Source organism: Faecalimonas sp. (assembly GCA_029264305.1).
In the GTDB taxonomy this organism is placed as follows: Bacteria; Bacillota; Clostridia; order Lachnospirales; family Lachnospiraceae; genus Faecalimonas.
Genome location: JARICA010000011.1, coordinates 1 through 18417, shown reverse-complemented (window position 1 = coordinate 18417; position 18417 = coordinate 1). Strand labels below are relative to the sequence as shown.

At 34.0% G+C, this 18417-nt stretch carries 16 protein-coding genes and 1 pseudogene; 7 read left to right on the top strand and 10 right to left on the bottom strand.

Annotated features, from left to right (window positions below):
- Positions 1–22: 22 nt before the first annotated feature.
- The 9 genes from ACY2U7_RS03295 to ACY2U7_RS03255 all read right to left on the bottom strand — a co-directional run bounded on the left by ACY2U7_RS03295 (position 23) and on the right by ACY2U7_RS03255 (position 10218).
- A complete protein-coding gene (locus tag ACY2U7_RS03295; protein ID WP_461811739.1) occupies positions 23–3496 on the bottom strand; it encodes a DNA polymerase III subunit alpha in 3474 nt (1157 codons plus the stop codon).
- A gap of 69 nt (positions 3497–3565) precedes the next feature.
- Entirely contained in the window at positions 3566–3799 is a 234-nt protein-coding gene (locus ACY2U7_RS03290) for a polya polymerase (protein ID WP_461811765.1), read from the bottom strand.
- A 52-nt stretch (positions 3800–3851) separates the two neighbouring features.
- Positions 3852–4679 (bottom strand): CvfB family protein, encoded by an 828-nt coding sequence (locus ACY2U7_RS03285; RefSeq protein WP_461815855.1) that lies wholly within the window; start codon positions 4677–4679, stop codon positions 3852–3854.
- A 71-nt stretch (positions 4680–4750) separates the two neighbouring features.
- Positions 4751–5926, bottom strand: a complete 1176-nt coding sequence (locus tag ACY2U7_RS03280) for a cation diffusion facilitator family transporter (protein ID WP_461811740.1) — start codon at positions 5924–5926, stop codon at positions 4751–4753.
- A 19-nt stretch (positions 5927–5945) separates the two neighbouring features.
- Positions 5946–6578 (bottom strand): stage II sporulation protein R, encoded by a 633-nt coding sequence (gene spoIIR, locus ACY2U7_RS03275; RefSeq protein WP_461811741.1) that lies wholly within the window; start codon positions 6576–6578, stop codon positions 5946–5948.
- A 58-nt stretch (positions 6579–6636) separates the two neighbouring features.
- Positions 6637–7311 (bottom strand): GntR family transcriptional regulator, encoded by a 675-nt coding sequence (locus tag ACY2U7_RS03270; protein WP_461811742.1) that lies wholly within the window; start codon positions 7309–7311, stop codon positions 6637–6639.
- A gap of 5 nt (positions 7312–7316) precedes the next feature.
- Positions 7317–8192, bottom strand: coding sequence for a 4-(cytidine 5'-diphospho)-2-C-methyl-D-erythritol kinase (ispE, locus tag ACY2U7_RS03265; protein ID WP_461811743.1), 876 nt, complete (start codon positions 8190–8192; stop codon positions 7317–7319).
- Positions 8193–8237: 45 nt separating this feature from the next.
- A complete protein-coding gene (locus ACY2U7_RS03260) occupies positions 8238–9800 on the bottom strand; it encodes a DUF3794 and LysM peptidoglycan-binding domain-containing protein (protein WP_461815842.1) in 1563 nt (520 codons plus the stop codon).
- Between the two features lie 10 nt (positions 9801–9810).
- On the bottom strand, positions 9811–10218 hold the full coding sequence (locus tag ACY2U7_RS03255) for a protease complex subunit PrcB family protein (RefSeq protein ID WP_461811745.1): 408 nt from the start codon (positions 10216–10218) through the stop codon (positions 9811–9813).
- Positions 10219–10326: 108 nt separating this feature from the next.
- On the opposite strand from ACY2U7_RS03255, the gene malQ reads away from it, so the two are divergent.
- The 7 genes from malQ to ACY2U7_RS03220 all read left to right on the top strand — a co-directional run bounded on the left by malQ (position 10327) and on the right by ACY2U7_RS03220 (position 17905).
- Positions 10327–11853, top strand: a complete 1527-nt coding sequence (malQ, locus tag ACY2U7_RS03250) for a 4-alpha-glucanotransferase (RefSeq protein ID WP_461815841.1) — start codon at positions 10327–10329, stop codon at positions 11851–11853.
- Positions 11854–11867: 14 nt separating this feature from the next.
- Positions 11868–12602 (top strand): lysophospholipid acyltransferase family protein, encoded by a 735-nt coding sequence (locus ACY2U7_RS03245; RefSeq protein WP_461815840.1) that lies wholly within the window; start codon positions 11868–11870, stop codon positions 12600–12602.
- A gap of 58 nt (positions 12603–12660) precedes the next feature.
- Complete coding sequence (locus ACY2U7_RS03240; protein ID WP_461811748.1) at positions 12661–13026, top strand: hypothetical protein; 366 nt, start codon at positions 12661–12663, stop codon at positions 13024–13026.
- Between the two features lie 152 nt (positions 13027–13178).
- Entirely contained in the window at positions 13179–14636 is a 1458-nt protein-coding gene (locus tag ACY2U7_RS03235; protein ID WP_461811749.1) for a nicotinate phosphoribosyltransferase, read from the top strand.
- A 13-nt stretch (positions 14637–14649) separates the two neighbouring features.
- Positions 14650–15702, top strand: coding sequence for a D-alanine--D-alanine ligase family protein (locus ACY2U7_RS03230; protein WP_461811750.1), 1053 nt, complete (start codon positions 14650–14652; stop codon positions 15700–15702).
- Between the two features lie 14 nt (positions 15703–15716).
- A complete protein-coding gene (locus ACY2U7_RS03225) occupies positions 15717–17090 on the top strand; it encodes a UDP-N-acetylmuramoyl-tripeptide--D-alanyl-D-alanine ligase (RefSeq protein WP_461811751.1) in 1374 nt (457 codons plus the stop codon).
- Between the two features lie 8 nt (positions 17091–17098).
- A complete protein-coding gene (locus ACY2U7_RS03220; protein WP_461811752.1) occupies positions 17099–17905 on the top strand; it encodes a Cof-type HAD-IIB family hydrolase in 807 nt (268 codons plus the stop codon).
- 309 nt (positions 17906–18214) lie between these two features.
- On the opposite strand, the pseudogene ACY2U7_RS03215 reads toward ACY2U7_RS03220, so the two are convergent.
- Positions 18215–18417, bottom strand: a pseudogene (locus ACY2U7_RS03215) (transposase); the annotation flags it as partial.

The following is an 18417-nucleotide window of genomic DNA, read 5'->3' as shown; positions in this document are numbered from 1 at the left end:
TATCTTTTTTATTCTACAATACCTATATCGTTTTTTCAATGGCTTTTTCTACCACTTTTACCCTTTTTTCTCCAAAATAATTCGTCAGTCTACTTAGAAGTATAGAATCTATGCCTACATTTCTGTTTATTGGAAGTTTTTTAATTGCTTTTTCTGCCTGACAATAAATTACAACTGTATCATTCCCTTCTGAGCTATTTATCATACGATACAACTGTTCTTCTTCTTGCATAAAGTTCTCCTTATTTGGAAATTGAATCCATAATTCTTTTTTTATTTCTTGAAATGGAACAATAGACTCACAAATTAATTTACTTGCTCTCTCATCTTCTTCAGAAACTCTTCCTTTTACAAAAACTTTGCTATCTTCTTCCAAATACAATTTATTTTTCTCATAATCTTTTGGGAAAATAACAACTTCAACTGTACCAAGTAAATCTTCTATTGTAAGAAAAGCCATAACTTTATTGTTTTTTGTATATTTAATTGTTTTATTAACAATCAATCCACCAATAATTTCTTTTGCACCATCTCTTACTTTAGAATGTCCTGTTTCTTCACTCGCTTGAAAATCCATTGTCGTAGCAGAAATATTTTTCTTCCATAACGATTCATATTCTTCCATTGGATGTCCACTTACATATACTCCTAACACTTCTTTTTCAAAAGCAAGCATGGTTTCTTTTTCATATTCATCCACATCTGGAAGTGGAATATCAAATTCCTTTTTTTCTTCTTCCCCAACTAAGTCAAAAAGAGAAATTTGTCCACTCATAGAATATTTTCTATCCTTATTGACTTGATCTAAAATTTGAATATAAATCATCATCAACTGCTTTCTTGTCCCTGGTAAACTATCAAACGCTCCTGCTTTAATGAAATTTTCAATCGTACGTTTATTCACTTCTTTTCCAGAAAGACGCTCAATAAAGTTTTTTAAATTTTGATATTGTCCTCCAATTTCACGTTCCTTAATAATCGCATCTATAACCGATCTCCCTATACTTTTAATAGCAGTTAAACCATATCGAATATTTCCGTTATCGACAGAGAAGTCCCCTTCTCCTTCATTAATATCTGGAGGTAGAATATGGATTCCCATTTGTCTACTAGCATAAATATATTCTGAAACTTTCCCTGGATTATCAATAACCGAAGTCATCAAAGCTGCCATAAATTCTACAGGGTAATAATATTTCAAATATGCTGTCTGGTATGCTACAACTGCATAAGCTGCCGCATGTGATTTATTAAACGCATATTTTGCAAAATCTATCATTTCATCATAAATTTTATTTGCTGTCTCCTCTGAAATACCATTTGCTACACATCCTGGAACCCCCTCTTCTTTATTGCCATAAACGAAATTTTGACGTTCTTTCTCCATAACATCTGCCTTTTTCTTTGACATAGCACGTCGAAGCAAGTCACTTCGTCCTAACGTATATCCAGCTAGATCTCTAACAATCTGCATAACCTGTTCCTGATAAACAATACATCCATATGTAGATTTCAAAATCGGTTCCAACTGTGGACAGTCATATGTGATAGAATCCTTATCATTTTTCCCTTTAATATATTGTGGAATAAAATCCATGGGACCTGGGCGATATAAAGAAATCCCCGCAATAATATCTTCTAAATTCTGTGGTTTCAATTCCTTCATAAAGTTTTTCATTCCAGCACTTTCCAATTGGAACACACCATCTGTTTTTCCTGTACCAATGGAGTCCAACACATCTTTATCATTATAATCAATTTTATGCATATCAATTTTGTGTCCACTACTTTTTTCTGCAAGTTTTACTGCATTTTGAATTACAGTAAGTGTTCGAAGACCCAAAAAATCCATTTTTAATAACCCTAATTCTTCTAAAGTTGTCATAGTAAACTGAGTTGTAACAGCACCGTCTGCTCCAAGTGATAAAGGAACATATTCTTCTACTGGCTTTTGACTAATTACTACTCCTGCTGCATGCATAGACGTGTGACGTGGAAGTCCTTCAAGACGAAGGGACATATCAATTAATTCTTTTACTTGAACGTCTTCTTCATAAATCTTCTTTAACTCTGGATTCACAGAAAGTGCCTTTGTCAGAGTCATATTCAACTCCGTTGGTATCATTTTTGCAATACTATCTACAAGAGCATAAGGTAAATCCATAACTCTACCCACATCACGTATTACTCCTCTTGCAGCCATTGTACCAAATGTGACAATTTGTACCACCCGATCTGCTCCATATTTTCTTACCACATAATCTATAACTTCTTGCCTTCTTTCAAAGCAAAAGTCAATATCAATATCTGGCATAGAAACACGCTCTGGATTAAGAAAACGCTCAAATAATAATTGATAGCGAATTGGATCAATATCTGTTATCCCTAAACAGTAAGACACTATACTTCCTGCTGCAGAGCCTCGACCTGGACCGACCATAATATCATTATCTCTAGCATATTTTATAAAGTCCCACACAATAAGGAAATAATCTACATATCCCATTTTCTGAATAACACCCAACTCATATGTTAAACGCTCTTTTAACTCGTCCGTCACTGTCTGATAGCGATTCTCTAATCCTTCAAAACATAACTTGTTTAAATATTCCCATGAAGTATATCCTTGTGGAACATCATACCTTGGAAGTTTTGTTACCCCAAATTCTATTTCTACATTACACCTATCTGCAATCTTTTGGGTATTTTCTAACGCTTCTAAAGCATACGGGAACAATTTCTCCATCTCTTCTGGTGATTTAACATAATATTGCCCCCCTTCATAGCGCATACGCTTCTCATCTTGGATCCTTTTCCCTGTTTGAATACAAAGTAAAATATCATGTGGCTTTTCATCTGCTGCATATGTATAATGTACATCATTTGTTGCAACCAATTCAATTCCAGTATCTTGAGAAAGTCGCAATAATCTTTGATTTACAGTTGCCTGTTCTGGTATTCCGTGATCTTGTAATTCTAAAAAGAAATTTCCTTTTCCAAAAATTTTTTCATATCTTTTTGCTGATTTTATAGCTTCCTCATACATGCCACGCAACAAATTTTTCTGTACTTCACCTGCCAAACATGCACTTAAAGCAATAATACCTTCATGATATTGTTCTAAAAGTTCATAATCTACTCGTGGCTTATAATAATATCCTTCCACAAAGGCTTTAGAAACAATTTTCGTTAAATTTTCATATCCTTTGTTATTTTCTGCAAGCAATACAAGATGATAATACCTATCTTCCCTTGTTCCTATCTCTTTATCAAATCTGGACTGTGGTGCTACATACACTTCACACCCTAAAATAGGCTTAATTCCCTCCGCTTTCGCAGCACGATAAAAATCAATCACTCCAAACATAACTCCATGGTCTGTAATTGCCGCACTGTCCATGCCAAGTTCTTTCACCCGAGCTACATATTCTTTTATTTTATTTGAACCATCCAACAAACTATATTCTGTGTGGACATGCAAATGTGCAAATTTCATATCTCTCCTCTTTCTTGGTAAAACCTCTTTGCCTATATGAGAAGAAAAAAAAAGAGCATTCGCTCTTTTTTAGCCCTTCATCATGAAGTCAAGTAATTTATCTGTATCTTCTGTTTCATATGAAATCAATTCTAACTCTGGAATCTCTCCGTTTGAAAAAACATTTGCCATAGAAACATATTGAGAAAGTTTTGATTTCAAGTTAAGTCTATCTCCTTCGCCTGTAACCAATTCTACTTTACCTTTACACTGATCAACAACACTAAAAAACTTTTCAATGTTTGTAATATTCTGTATTTTCATTCTCATATCGAAAACTCCTTTCATTTTCAATCTTGTCTGTTTTCATTATACATTATCTTTCTTTAATTGCAATGGTTTTTTCTTTAATCTCAATTTTTCCTTCTTTTAAAAGACGTCCAACTGCACGCTTGAATGCATTCTTACTTAAGTTCAATTCTCGTTTTATAATTTCTGGATCCGCTTTATCTGTAAATGGAAGTTCTCCATTATACGAACAAATCGTTTTCCACACTAAGTCTGCGTCTTTATCCATCTGTGCTGGAATCTTTTCACGGACACTTAAATCAAGTTTTCCGTCCGCTTTTACCGCTGTTACACGAGCTTTAATTTCCATTCCAACTGACAATTTTCCATACACTTCTTTCTTTGGAATACGCGCTGAATACAAATTATCTACTGCCACAAAAAGACCAAATTCATCACTTCTATCATAAATAATTCCTTCGACCATATCATCTTTCTGATAAGGGGAATCTTTTTGTAACAAATCATATACTTTCATTGTCGCACAAAGTCTCTCACTCTTATCAATATATAATGTAACAAGACATTTGTCTCCTTTTTGTACTTTTGCCGTCTGTTGTTTGAACGGTAAAAACAAATCTTTTTCTAAGCCCCAGTCTAAGAATGCACCAAATTTTCCCACATCTACTACAGTTAAAACAGCAAGCTCCCCAAGCATCAATTTAGGTTCATTTGTTGTCGCAATAAGACGGTCATCCGAATCTTTATACAAGAATACCTCTATCGGATCCCCCAAATCAATTCCTTCTGGAACTTGTTTTTTGGGAAGAAGAACTCTCTCATCCTCTCCTCCTAAATATACTCCAAAATCTACTTTCTTTACTACTGTCAATACTTGTTTTTTCCCTAATTTCATCATTTCTTTTCTCCTATGAATTCCACAACCAAAAAAAGTTATATACTTTACCTATCCTTGAAGAGAATATTTTACATTCCTCCATAACTTTTCTCTACATGTATCACACACTGGTATCTATTGTCAACCTTCTGCAACTCTTTTCTCAAAGTATTACTTACTTCATTTTGTTTTTCTTTATCGTACTCATACGGAACAACCATATCAAAAATCAAATTAATCCTTTGCTTTCCTTCCACGACACGAAAATCATGAATAGATACTTTACTATCAATTTCATTTATTTTAGTATTTGCCATTTCCTTTATCTCTAAAATACTTTCGTCTCGAATTTCTATTGGATCCATATGAATAACCAAAAATATACCCAAATATTTTTGCGCATCTCTCTCAATTTTATCTACAACTTCATGGGAAACCTCAATATCCGCGGTATTAGGAACTTCTGCATGAATAGATGCCATACTTTTCCCTGGTCCATAATTATGTACAATTAAATCATGTGTCCCCTCAATTCCTTCATACTCTTCTACAAACTCTATGATCTTTCGATATACTTCTTTATCCGGTGCAGGTCCAATCAATGCTTCCACTGTATCTTTCGCAATACTGATACCTGCCCAAACAACAATTCCTGATACAAGCAAACCTACAATTCCATCTATATTTATTCCGGTTATTTTCCAAAAGAAAATAGAGAAAACTGTAACCGACGTTGTAATTGCATCCCCCATGGAATCTGTAGCTGTCGCTTGAAGAACCTTAGAATTAATCTTTTTACCTAATTTTCTATTAAATCCTCCAAGCCACAATTTCATTCCAATCGAGAAAAGTAGTATAATAATAGAAATCCATTGAAATTTCAGCTGTTCTGGATTCATTATCTTTCCAACAGAATCTTTTAAAAAAGTCAAGCCAACCTGAACAACAAGAAAAGATACAATTAAGGCCGATATATATTCTATTCTACCATGTCCAAATGGATGCTCTTCATCTGCTGGTTTACTTGCCATTTTTACTCCCACCAAACTAATAATAGACGATCCAGCATCCGACAGATTATTGAATGCATCGGCTAAAATAGAAACACTATGCATCATTAAACCAATACTTCCTTTTCCAATAAACAGAAGAATATTACATACAATTCCTACAATACTTGATAATACACCATATGCTGTTCTTACTTCTATTTCCTCTACATGCTCGTACCTTTTCACAAAATGTTCTACCAAAAATTTTGTCATATTTCTCCTCTATTCTTTTTTATTTTTTTCCAAAAAAGAACCACTTCATCTTAAACTTTGATGTTGCTGTTACCATTTCGTACTCTTCTTCATCTAATACCGATTTCAATTTCAGTTTACTTTTTTTCGGGACTATCGCATTTGTTGCATCAATAAAACAAAGATTCGGATAAAGTACACACCACCAATTATGTCCTTTTGCTCTTCCTATTTTTATTCGAAGGGCCTCATATTTTCCTGCTGGGAAAGTTACATCCCCATATGTTTTTTGTGGAAAATAGCTTTCTGTTAATTTCGCTTTTACTGAATAAAAATAACCTTCTTCTCGAATTCTCTTTTCTGCAACTTGTTCTAAATCTTTTTCGTGACTGCCTGTCCACTTTTTTGCTTCTTCTACACTTCTTGCATTTGGCAATTTCTGTTTTAAATATACAAGAATATCTTCTTTTACTTTCAGCTTCAATTTTTGATCTTCTTTACTATCACTATTTGCAAGAACATGAAATCGCAATACTTCTTCCGCCAATTTTTCTTGTGTCTTTTCAACTTTTGCTTCTACTAAAACACATCGTCTATAGAAAAGCATTCCCGTTAATATACCTGCAATCAACATGGCAATCGCAACACAAATCCATTTTCTTTCTTTTTCCATTTTATGTAACCTCTCTTTCTAGACAGAGTGTTACCATTTTAGAAAAAGTTATTCATTTTTATTGCTTTGTACGTATTGTATCAATAACTGCCTCTACCTGATTATCAATATGACGACATACAACTTCTGCAGCCTCTTCTTTTTGATGTTGTTCAATATGATTAATGATTTCTTCATGCTCCGCAACTAAAGCAGCATGAAAATTTTTCTTTTTTAAATATTCTACACGGAAACGATACATTTGTTCTCTAAAATTATTTAACAATTGAATTAAACGCTGGTTATCTGTTGCCATAAAAATAACATCATGAAACTTTACGTCAGCTTCAGCAAATTTCGTTACATCATTTGTTTTTAATGTTTGTTCAAACTCTTTTGCCGCTTCCTTTAATTGTACTATCTGTTGTTTTGTCATTCGATCACATGCAAGTTTTACAGCAAGTTCTTCTAGTGCTTTTCTCACTTCCAAAACATCACGAAGACTCTTTTCCGTGATTTCAGCAACTTCCGCACCTTTTCTTGGAATCATTAAAACAAGACCTTCCAATTCTAGTTTTCTAATTGCCTCACGAATTGGAGTACGACTAACTCCAAGTTTATTTGCTAACTGAATTTCCATCAGTCTTTCTCCTGGTTTCAATTCTCCTCTTAAAATTGCCTGACGCAGTGTATTAAACACCACATCACGAAGTGGCAAATATTCATTCATATTTACTTGAAAATTTGTTTCCATATTATTTATCTTCCTCTCGTATTATGCACATTAGTTACATAAACCTGTTTTGACAACCTTCTCTTTTTAATTTCTATATATGCCTGTTTTGCATCCTTTCTTTCTTTGAAAATACCGAAAACAGTAGGTCCACTTCCACTCATCATGGCATTTAATGCTCCGGCATCTTTCATTACTTTTTTAATTTTCTCAATAATCGGATAATCACCAATTGTCACTTCTTCAAGTACATTTCCCATATTAGAAGCGATCTTATCTAAATCCTGTTCCTCTAAACCTTCTATAATTCCATCGATATTTGGATGCTCCACAATATTGAGTGCATCCAATTTCTCATATACGGTCTTTGTTGAAACACTAACAGATGGCTTTGCAATTAAAACGTAGCATTTGGGAAGTGCTGGCAGAGGCGTTAATTCTTCACCGATCCCCTCTGCCAAGACTGTTCCACGCATAATGCAATATGGAACATCTGCTCCTAACTTAACTCCTCGCTCCATAAGTTCTTGTTGCGAAAGTCCAAGTTGATACATTTTGTTCATCCCAAATAAAACTGCCGCTGCGTTGGAACTTCCCCCTGCCATTCCAGCTGACACCGGAATAAATTTATTTAATCGAATGGATATGCCTCCTTCAATATTAAATTCATCCATAAGTAGTTTCGCCGCTTTATATGCAATATTATTTTCATTTACAGGTAGATAAAAAAGATTCGTTTCTAAATGAATCCCTTCCTCCTCTGTCTTCTGCATAAAAACATCATCATACAAATAAATCGTCTGCATAACCATGCGTACATCATGGTAACCATTTTCTCTTTTCCCCAAAACATCTAGACCTAAATTTATTTTCGCTAATGCCTTTAATTCCAATTTATCCATGCGCTACTCCTTTCCATTCGCTTTTGTATCTTGTATACATTATACCTAAAGTATACTCATGTTTTCTTTAAAAATCAATATCTTATCTCCCTCTTTTATTTCATTTCCATTCAGTCCATTTGCGATCTGAATACGTTCTACAGTCGTTCTATATTTCTTTGCCAAATCCCACAGTTCGTCTCCCTCTTTAACGATATATCCAATAATCCCTGGTTCTTTTCCGATTTTTTCTAAATCGAATGGAGTTTCTTCTATATTTGTGATGATATTTTGCCATAATTGATGACGGATAAAACTATGAAATGCTAAAACTGCTTTCACTTCTACTTCTCCACTTCCAAGCATAGAAACCGATAGCTGTTCTAATCCGTAATTTACATCAAATATTGTTTCCTCACTCATATCATCGCATTCAATAAGATAAGAAAATGGTATCATTCCTTGCCATGTATCAAATGGAACATCATCACTTTCTTTCACATATAAAAATTGCAAATGTAAAATTCCTTCTATTTGGATTCCTTTTTCTTCTTTCTCTATTTTTTCGACCTGTACTTCTCCTCTATTATAACAAATTTGCAAAACATCTTCTCGCAATTCTGGTACAGATAATTGTTCTGATAATTTACATTTTGAATGATTTTGAAGAACTAATTCCTCGCTTCTTACCTTTTGCCTCTTTAAATCACACTCATGCTGTAACGAATACACATCTTCAATTACATCCACCTCTTCTTCTTCATAAACAGAAATGTTCAAATTTAATGTACCCTCTACACCTATGGAACGCATCTCTCCGTCTTCATCTGCTCGCATTTCTATATGTACCTCATCTAAATTTGCAGTAATATAGTGATACATATTCATTTCAACACCGGGACTATTTATCCGTCCCTCATAAGAAACTTCCTGTTCTATCCAATCCATTTTCCCTTCTGGAGATTCATATAAACAAAATATACTTAATTCACCTAACAAGCAAAGTGCATCTTCCTCCAACTTCGTATCTAATTTTCGATTAGACACATCTGTCCATAAAATTTCCCCTATATTTTCCTTTGTTCCTGGCAGAGTCACTTCTTCTTTAATTCTATATGTATCTCGTTTGCCTGTATGTAATTGCAATAATTGATATTTCTTTTTCTTCTTATATAAAGGTTCTTCACTTTCAATTCCCGTTGTTAACGAAATGTTCTCCTCCACTTCTTTTCCGATTTCTAATTCTACCACAGCTTTAATACTTAATTTACGAGAATGAATCATAGATACCGTAAATTCTGTTCGCAAATTTCTAACAGCATATCTTCCCTCTCCCATTTCTTCTTCCACATATATCATTTCTTCAAAGGGACATTTTCCATCCAAAGAAGTCAACTTAGTTTCCCCTTCTTCAGTCACATATAACACTTGAAAATATACATTTCCCACTACACGAACATAATTTTCAAGTGGTTCTATCTTCTCTACTCTCGCTTCCCCTTTACTCATCACAATTTTAGCGACATCTCTTTTTGCATCAGGAACATTGTAATCATCATCTACAAAAAACTGATTAGTAATCCCTCTTTCCATGCAGTTTATACGCATCTGCTTTTTCATAAATTCCATAAAATCCCTCCTATTCAAATATAACCGTTTTTCCAGAAACCTGCAGTTGAACAACTATATACGGATTGTTTGCCTTTTTTATTACTTTTTCTTTTTTGGATGGTCCAATTAAATTCGTGTGAAAATAAATTTCTTTTTCTGTTTCCTCACATTTTTTTACTTTTACACTATAGCCAGTAGTTTGTTTTTCCCCATACCCTTGTGCAATATACAAAAATCCATCATCTTCATATGTAAGTCTAAATGCCTTTTCTTTTTCCCTCTCTATTTTTGTTTTTAATTCTTTCGGTATCATTTCTTCTTTTACAACAGTAAATTTTATTTCCTTTCCATTTTCTCTCTGACTTTTATGTATGCAGCAACCTGTAAATGAAAGGAATATACAGATACAGATGAAACCAAAAAATACTTTTTTCATCCGCTTCTCTCCTTGCGTTCTCTCTATATCTTATTATCTTTCTTGTCTTTTTATGTGCCCTCTAGTATAATATTCTTTAACACATAAAAGCATAGAAAGGAATCGACTATGATTTTTAAAACAGCGGAAAAAGCATATGAACCACCTTCACGTATATCTGGAATTTTATTGCATCCTACTTCGCTTCCTTCCCCTTATGGTATAGGAGATTTAGGTGAAGAAGCATATCATTTTATAGATTTTTTAGAGAAATCAGGTCAACATCTTTGGCAAACACTTCCACTTGGGCCAACCGGATTCGGAGATTCTCCGTATCAAAGTTTCTCAGCTTTTGCAGGACAACCATTGTTAATTAGTCCAGATCATTTAAAAGAACTTGGACTTTTAACAGAAGAAGATTTAGTAAATTGTCCTTGTAATAACGTTGATAAAGTGAATTATGGTGATGTTATTTTATGGAAAACAGAAATTTTACACCAAGCTTATACAAACTATCGTTGTACTGCAGATAAAATGTTGTTGGAAGAATACGACTCTTTTTACAAAAGTAATCGTTTTTGGCTTGATGATTACGCACTTTTCATGGCTTGTAAAGAAGTTCACAACGGACAGTGCTGGCTTGACTGGGGAGAAGATTATCGTTCTCCTTCGAAATTCTTTTTAACAAAATTAGAAACTACTCTTGAAAAAGAAATTAACTATCACCGTTTTGTACAATTTGTTTTCTTCAAAGAATGGTATGCATTAAAGGAATACGCCAATAAAAAAGAAATAAAGATTATCGGAGATATTCCCATTTTTGTTTCTCTAGATAGTGCTGATGTTTGGTCGAATCAAGAATTATTTCAATTAGACAGCAAAGGATTTCCAACTGAAGTTGCTGGAGTTCCCCCTGATTATTTTTCAGAGACAGGACAACTTTGGGGGAATCCTCTATATAACTGGGATGCACATAAAAAAACAGGATTTCAATGGTGGATTTCCCGTGTGCAAAATCAACTCGGACTTTCTGATTATTTGCGAATCGATCATTTTCGTGGATTTGAAGCATATTGGGCAGTTCCTTATGGAGAAGAAACAGCAGTCAATGGCAAATGGAAAACTGGACCAAAAGAAGACTTTTTCCTTGCTATAGAAAAAGCACTTGGAAAAGATTTGCCAATTATCGCAGAAGATTTGGGTGTGATTACACCTGAAGTGGAACGACTACGTGATCGTTTCCATTTTCCGGGAATGAAAGTGTTACAATTTGCCTTTGAATCAGAAACCGAAAGTAGTTTCCTTCCACATCAATTTACTACAACAAACTGTATCTGTTATACGGGTACTCATGATAACAACACAACAAAAGGTTGGTACGAAACAGCCAATGAGGTATCGCGTGACAAAGTACGTCGTTACATGAATACAGATGGAAATTCTGTTCACTTTGATTTTATCCGAACTTGTCTTGGAACAATTTCTGCTTATGCCGTTTTTCCTTTACAAGACGTTCTTGGTATCGGCGAATCTGGTCGCATGAATTGTCCTGGTGTAGCAAGTGACAACTGGACTTGGCGCTATCGTAAAGAACTGTTGACAGATGAACTTGCTAAAAAATTATTAGAATTAACCCATTTATATGGAAGATATTAGAAAGGATTTACGTTATGATACGTTTTTTATTGGTTTCTACAACCGTCATTTTATTTTTAGTTCTCTTTATTCCTGTTCTCATTGTAGAATGGATTATTGGTAAATTTAATCAAAAAGCCAAAGATTTTAGTTCTCTTCGCATTGTTCAAGGTGCCTTTAAATTCATTCTTTGGATTACCGGAGTTAAGGTAACTGTAATCGGAGAAGAAAATATTCCTGACGAACCAGTACTTTTTATTGGAAATCATAGAAGCTTTTTCGATATATTATTAACCTATTCTCGCTGTAAACGTTTAACAGGATATGTAGCCAAAAAAGAAATGTTAAAATTCCCACTTTTAAGAAACTGGATGAAGAATCTTTATTGTCTATTTCTTGATCGTGATAATCCAAAAGAAGGATTAAAAACAATTCTTACTGCTATTGATTATGTAAAACAGGGTATTTCCATCTGTATTTTCCCTGAGGGAACAAGAAACAAAGGAGAAGAATTAAGCATCCTTCCATTTAAAGATGGTGCGTTAAAAATAGCCACAAAGACTGGGTGCCCAGTAATTCCGATTTCCATGAATAATACTGCTGCAATTTTTGAAAACCAATTCCCCAAAATCAAAAAAACACACGTTATCCTTGAATACGGAAAACCAATTGACTACAAGTCTTTAGAAAAAGAAGATCAAAAACATTTCGGAGCATATTGCCAAAATATTATACAAGAAACAATCCAAAAAAATGCTATGTTATTGTAGCATTACATAAATCATGCAACTATGATATAATTCAAAAATCAAGAATAGGAGGGATAAAATGAAACAACGTAAATATCTAAAAACAACTTCAGCTATTTTATATGTAGCACTAACACTTTGTTTGATTTTTTCAACATTATCTGGTTTATCATTATTACCTATATCGTTCATTAATACAGATTCTATTCCTTTATTTATTCTATCCGCATTTTACATCCTATGGTTTATCTGTATAGCTATTTCTTTTCTTTTACCGATACTCAAACGTATCTTAGCGGAAAAAGGGAAAGAAACTTCTAATATATTATTTGGTTCTGGAACCTTATTGATTTTTGCTTTATTTTCTCTATTTATGATTTTCTTTTCTACAATTTCATATTTGTTTTATGTAGGCTTACAAACGGGTCACTTCCACGCACGATAAGTCTTTATCTTTAAAATGCAATACAATCATCGTATTGCATTTTTTTATTTAACATTACATTTTTACTTATTTAATGGTATAATAAAACAAGTATGCTTTGTCATACATAGAATAACTTGTAAAAATAAGATTGAAGGTAAAAGGAAGAAAAAATGAATACAAGAAACCTTACCCTATTAACTGATTTATATGAATTAACAATGATGCAAGGATATTTCGAGAGCGGGGCGAATGACGTTGTTGTTTTTGATATGTTTTTCCGTTCAAACCCATGCAACAACGGATACTCTATTGCCGCTGGACTTGAACAAGTAATCGAATATATCAAAGACTTGAATTTTTCTTATGAAGATGTAGAATATCTCCGTAGTTTAAATATATTCAGCGAGGACTTCTTACATTATCTAAGTGGATTTCATTTTAGCGGGAATATCTATGCCATTCCAGAAGGAACTGTCATTTTCCCAAAAGAACCATTAATCAAAGTAATTGCACCAATCATGGAGGCACAATTGGTTGAAACAGCTATCTTAAATATTATTAACCATCAGTCTCTTATTGCAACAAAAACTGCCCGTGTGGCTTTTGCTGCTGGGACTGACCGAGTTCTTGAGTTTGGCCTAAGACGTGCGCAAGGCCCTGATGCTGGACTTTATGGTGCAAGAGCTGCAATGATTGGAGGTTGTTCTGCTACATCAAATGTTCTTGCTGGTAAAGAGTTTGGCGTAGCTATTAGTGGAACTCATGCACACAGTTGGATTATGAGTTTTCCTGATGAATATACTGCATTTAAGAAATATGCGGATCTTTATCCAAACACATGCTGTCTTCTTGTAGACACTTACGATACATTGAAATCTGGTGTTCCAAATGCTATTCGTGTGTTTAAGGAAATGCGTGAATCTGGTATAGAATTGAAAAATTATGGAATTCGTCTAGATAGCGGTGATCTTGCCTACCTTTCTAAAAAGGCAAGAAAAATGTTGGATAATGCCGGTTTTGAGGACGCTTATATTTCTGCTTCCAATGACTTAGACGAATATTTAATTCATGATTTGAAAATGCAAGGTGCAACAATCACCTCATGGGGTGTTGGAACACATCTCATTACTTCAAAAGATTGCCCATCTTTTGGTGGAGTTTACAAACTTGCCGCCATTTGTAATAAAGACGGTGAATTTATTCCTAAAATCAAACTTTCAGAAAATACAGAGAAAATCACAAATCCTGGAAATAAAACTATTTTCCGAATTTATGAAAAAGAAACTGGAAAAATCAAGGCAGATCTAATCTGTTTTGCAGATGAAGTAATTGACTGCCAAGAAGACTTACTTCTCTTTGATCCTGTAGATACATGGAAGAAAACATTATTAAAAGGTGGTACCTATGAAGTACGCGAATTGTTAAAACCTATTTTTATTAATGGTGCTTGTGTATACGACACACCATCTGTTATTGAAATTGCTGACTATTGTCGCAAAGAAAAAGAAACCCTTTGGGATGAAACCAAACGTCTTTTCTATCCACATCGCGTTTATGTGGATTTATCAGAAAAATTATATACAGTGAAAAAAGATTTATTAAATCAAATGAGTTTAAAAGAGCAATAAAGGAGATTACACTATGAAAATCATCGTATTAGCAGGCGGACTTAGTACAGAAAGAGATGTTTCTCTTTCTTCTGGAGCAGGAATCTGCCGTACATTAAAAGAAAGAGGACACGACGTGTTCCTTTTAGATGCGTTTATGGGATTAGAATATGATTCCGATAAATTAGAAGAAGTATTTACTTTAGAAAACAGTGGCCTTGAAATCGCTGAAGGTATCAAAACAACCGAACCTGACTTACAGGCAATCAAAGCCTCTAGACCAGACCAATCTCCATCATTATTAGGACCAAATGTTATAGAACTTTGTCGTATGGCAGATATTGTATTTATGGGCTTACATGGCGATATAGGTGAAAACGGAAAATTACAAGCAACTTTTGATATCCTTGGTATAAAGTATACTGGACCTAACTCTCTTGGAAGTGCATTAGCAATGGATAAAGGAATCACAAAGCAGATTTTCAAAATGTCTGGTGTTCCTACTCCTTCTGGAACATGGTTGAAAAAAGAGAATAAAAATAAATCTCTTTGCGAGCTAGGTCTCTCTCTTCCAGTTGTTGTAAAACCTTGTTCAGGTGGATCAAGTATTGGGGTATACATTCCACAAACAGATGCAGAATATAAAACTGCTGTTGAGGAATCTTTTAAATATGAAGATGAAATTATTATCGAACCATATATCAAAGGACGTGAGTTTGCTGTAGGAATTATCGATGGAAAAGCACTTCCAGTAATTGAAATTATTCCAAAATCAAATTTCTTCGATTACAAAAATAAATATCAAGCAGATTGCACAGAAGAAATCTGTCCTGCACATATTGATGACACGGTTGCTAAAAGAATGCAGGAAGCAACTGAAAGAGCTTTTTCTGCCTTAAAATTAGACGTTTATTCCCGTGCAGATTTCCTTTTAACAGAAGACGGAGAAATATATTGTCTTGAAGTAAATAGTCTTCCTGGAATGACTTCTGCAAGTCTTTTACCAAAAGAAGCTCAAGCTGCTGGTATTTCTTATGGAGATCTTTGCGAACTTATTATTCAAAAATCATTGGAAAAATACAACTAGAAAGGAGTCTATCTATGAAATATATGTCTTTACAAGAAATTGCTACAGCCTGTGGCGGTACATATTTCGGAGATAAAAACAAACTTTCTTTAGAAGTAAACGGAGTTGCTATTGACAGCCGTAAAGTTGAAAAAGATTTCCTCTTTATTGCTATAAAAGGTGCAAGAGTAGATGGACATAATTTCATTCCACAAGTTATGGAAAATGGTGCTCTATGTGCTTTATCAGAAAAAGATTTAGGCAATGTTCCTTTTTCTTATATTTTAGTCGAATCTTGTGAACAGGCATTAAAAGATATTGCTGAATACTATCGACTTGCCCTTGATATTAAAGTAGTTGGAATTACTGGTAGTGTAGGTAAAACAAGTACAAAAGAAATGATTGCTTCTGTGCTCGAGCAAAAATATTCGGTTTTAAAAACAGAAGGAAATTTCAATAACGAAATCGGTCTTCCTCTAACTATTTTTAATATTCGTAAAGAACACGAAGTTGCTGTTTTGGAAATGGGAATCAATGAATTTGGAGAAATGCATCGCCTTGCAAAAGTTGCTCGTCCAGATATCTGTGTAATTACAAATATTGGTATTTGTCATTTAGAAAATTTAATCGATCGTGACGGTGTTCTTCGTGCCAAAACAGAAATGTTTGATTTTATGCGTGATGGTGGACAAATTTTCTTAAATGGTGATGATGATAAATTAATTACAGTTGAAAATGTACATGGAGTTAACCCTGTATTTTTTGGTTTGGCAGAACAACATTCTTATTATGCCGACAACATACAGTCTCTTGGCTTAAAAGGAACTTCATGTACATTACACCTTCCAAATGGAACGGTAGAAGCAACTATTCATCTTCCTGGGAAACACATGGTTTACAACGCCCTTGCTGGCGCATGTGTAGGATATTCTCTTGGGTTAACAACTACAGAAATTCAAAAAGGAATTGAAAGTCTTCTACCTGTTTCCGGAAGAAACAATTTAATTGAAACAGATAATCTTCTTATTATTGACGATTGTTATAATGCTAATCCTGTATCTATGAAAGCCTCTTTAGACGTTCTTTCAAACGGCCTCGGACGTAAAGTTGCTATTTTAGGTGATATGGGTGAACTTGGTGAAGATGAAAAGGCCTTGCATTATGGTGTTGGCGCATATGCTTCCCAAAAAGGAATTGATCTAATTTGTTGTATCGGAACACTTGCGCAAGAATTTGTTCATGGTGCAAAATCTGTTCCTTCCAACAGTGAAGTGCTTTATTTTGCAACAAAAGAAGAATTTCTTTCACAATTACATAGCATCGTAAAAAAAGATGACACCATATTAGTAAAAGCTTCTCACAGTATGGATTTTCCTAAAATTGTAGACGCTTTACAAAAATTATACTAGGAGAAATTATGGACTATCAGATTCTTGTTCTAGATTTAGACGGAACATTAACAAATTCAAAAAAAGAAATTACAGAGCCAACAAAACAAGCTTTAATTGATATTCAAGAAAAAGGAAAAAAAGTTGTTCTTGCCTCTGGCCGCCCAACCCCCGGCATTTTGCCACTGGCAAAAGAACTACAATTGGAAAAATACGGTAGTTATATTTTATCCTTTAACGGAGCTAAAATTATCGATTGTCGTAGCAAAAAAATTCTGTACAACCGGACAATTCCTGTCGAAACTATACAGCCTATTTATGAAATACTCAAAGGTTACGACATGGATTTACTTACTTATACAGATTCTCATATTTTATCAGGTATAAAAACAAACCAATTCACTGAATTGGAGTCTAACATCAATAAAATGCCTATTCGACAGACGACAAATTTTTTATCAGAAGTGACTTTTCCGGTAAACAAATTACTTGGAACCGGTAACAACGAAATAGTGGCAAAAGCTTTAGAAACAGTGAAATCACATTTTCACTCTCAATTAAATATTTATTTATCAGAGCCTTTTTTCTTAGAAATCATGCCACAACGTATAGATAAAGCCCATTCTCTACAAAAATTGCTAAACAGTATCGGTCTTACTGCCGATTCTATGATTTGTTGTGGAGACGGTTACAATGATTTGACAATGATTGAATATGCTGGACTTGGTGTTGCCATGGAAAATGCTCAACCTCTTGTAAAAGAGAGCGCTGACTATATTACAAAATCTAATGATGCAGATGGAATTTTGCATGTTATTAACGAATTTATGAGATAATACTAATGGAGGAGATATGATATCTCCTCCATTCAGAGCGTAGACAAAGTTGGTGTTGGAGCGTTAGCTCCAACACCACTTTTCTTTTGGGGGATAAATTTTTAGTTTTTTGAAAAATTGCACATACAAACTTTTAACATTGAATAAAAACTGACTATTCAAGTCCATTCTATTCATCATTTTTGCTAACTTCTTTAAATTCATGCATGCAAATGTAAGCACTGCTTTCATGTTCATTAGCGCTTTTCCTTTATACTGAGTATATCTGAAACCATCCACTTTCTGGATCAGTAACACTTGCTTTTTTGGTTTTCGCATTTTTTTGCTATTAGCTACAGCTTTAACATGTGTAGCATCTATAAAAATGGTTGATGTATCAACAAGTTTATATTTCATGCACTGCTCTAATATATGTCCAAAGATTTGTTCAAATAAATCTGTATCTTTAAAACGACGTGTATAGTTTTTACCAAATGTAGAAAAAGGTGGAACTGAGTCATACATATCTAATC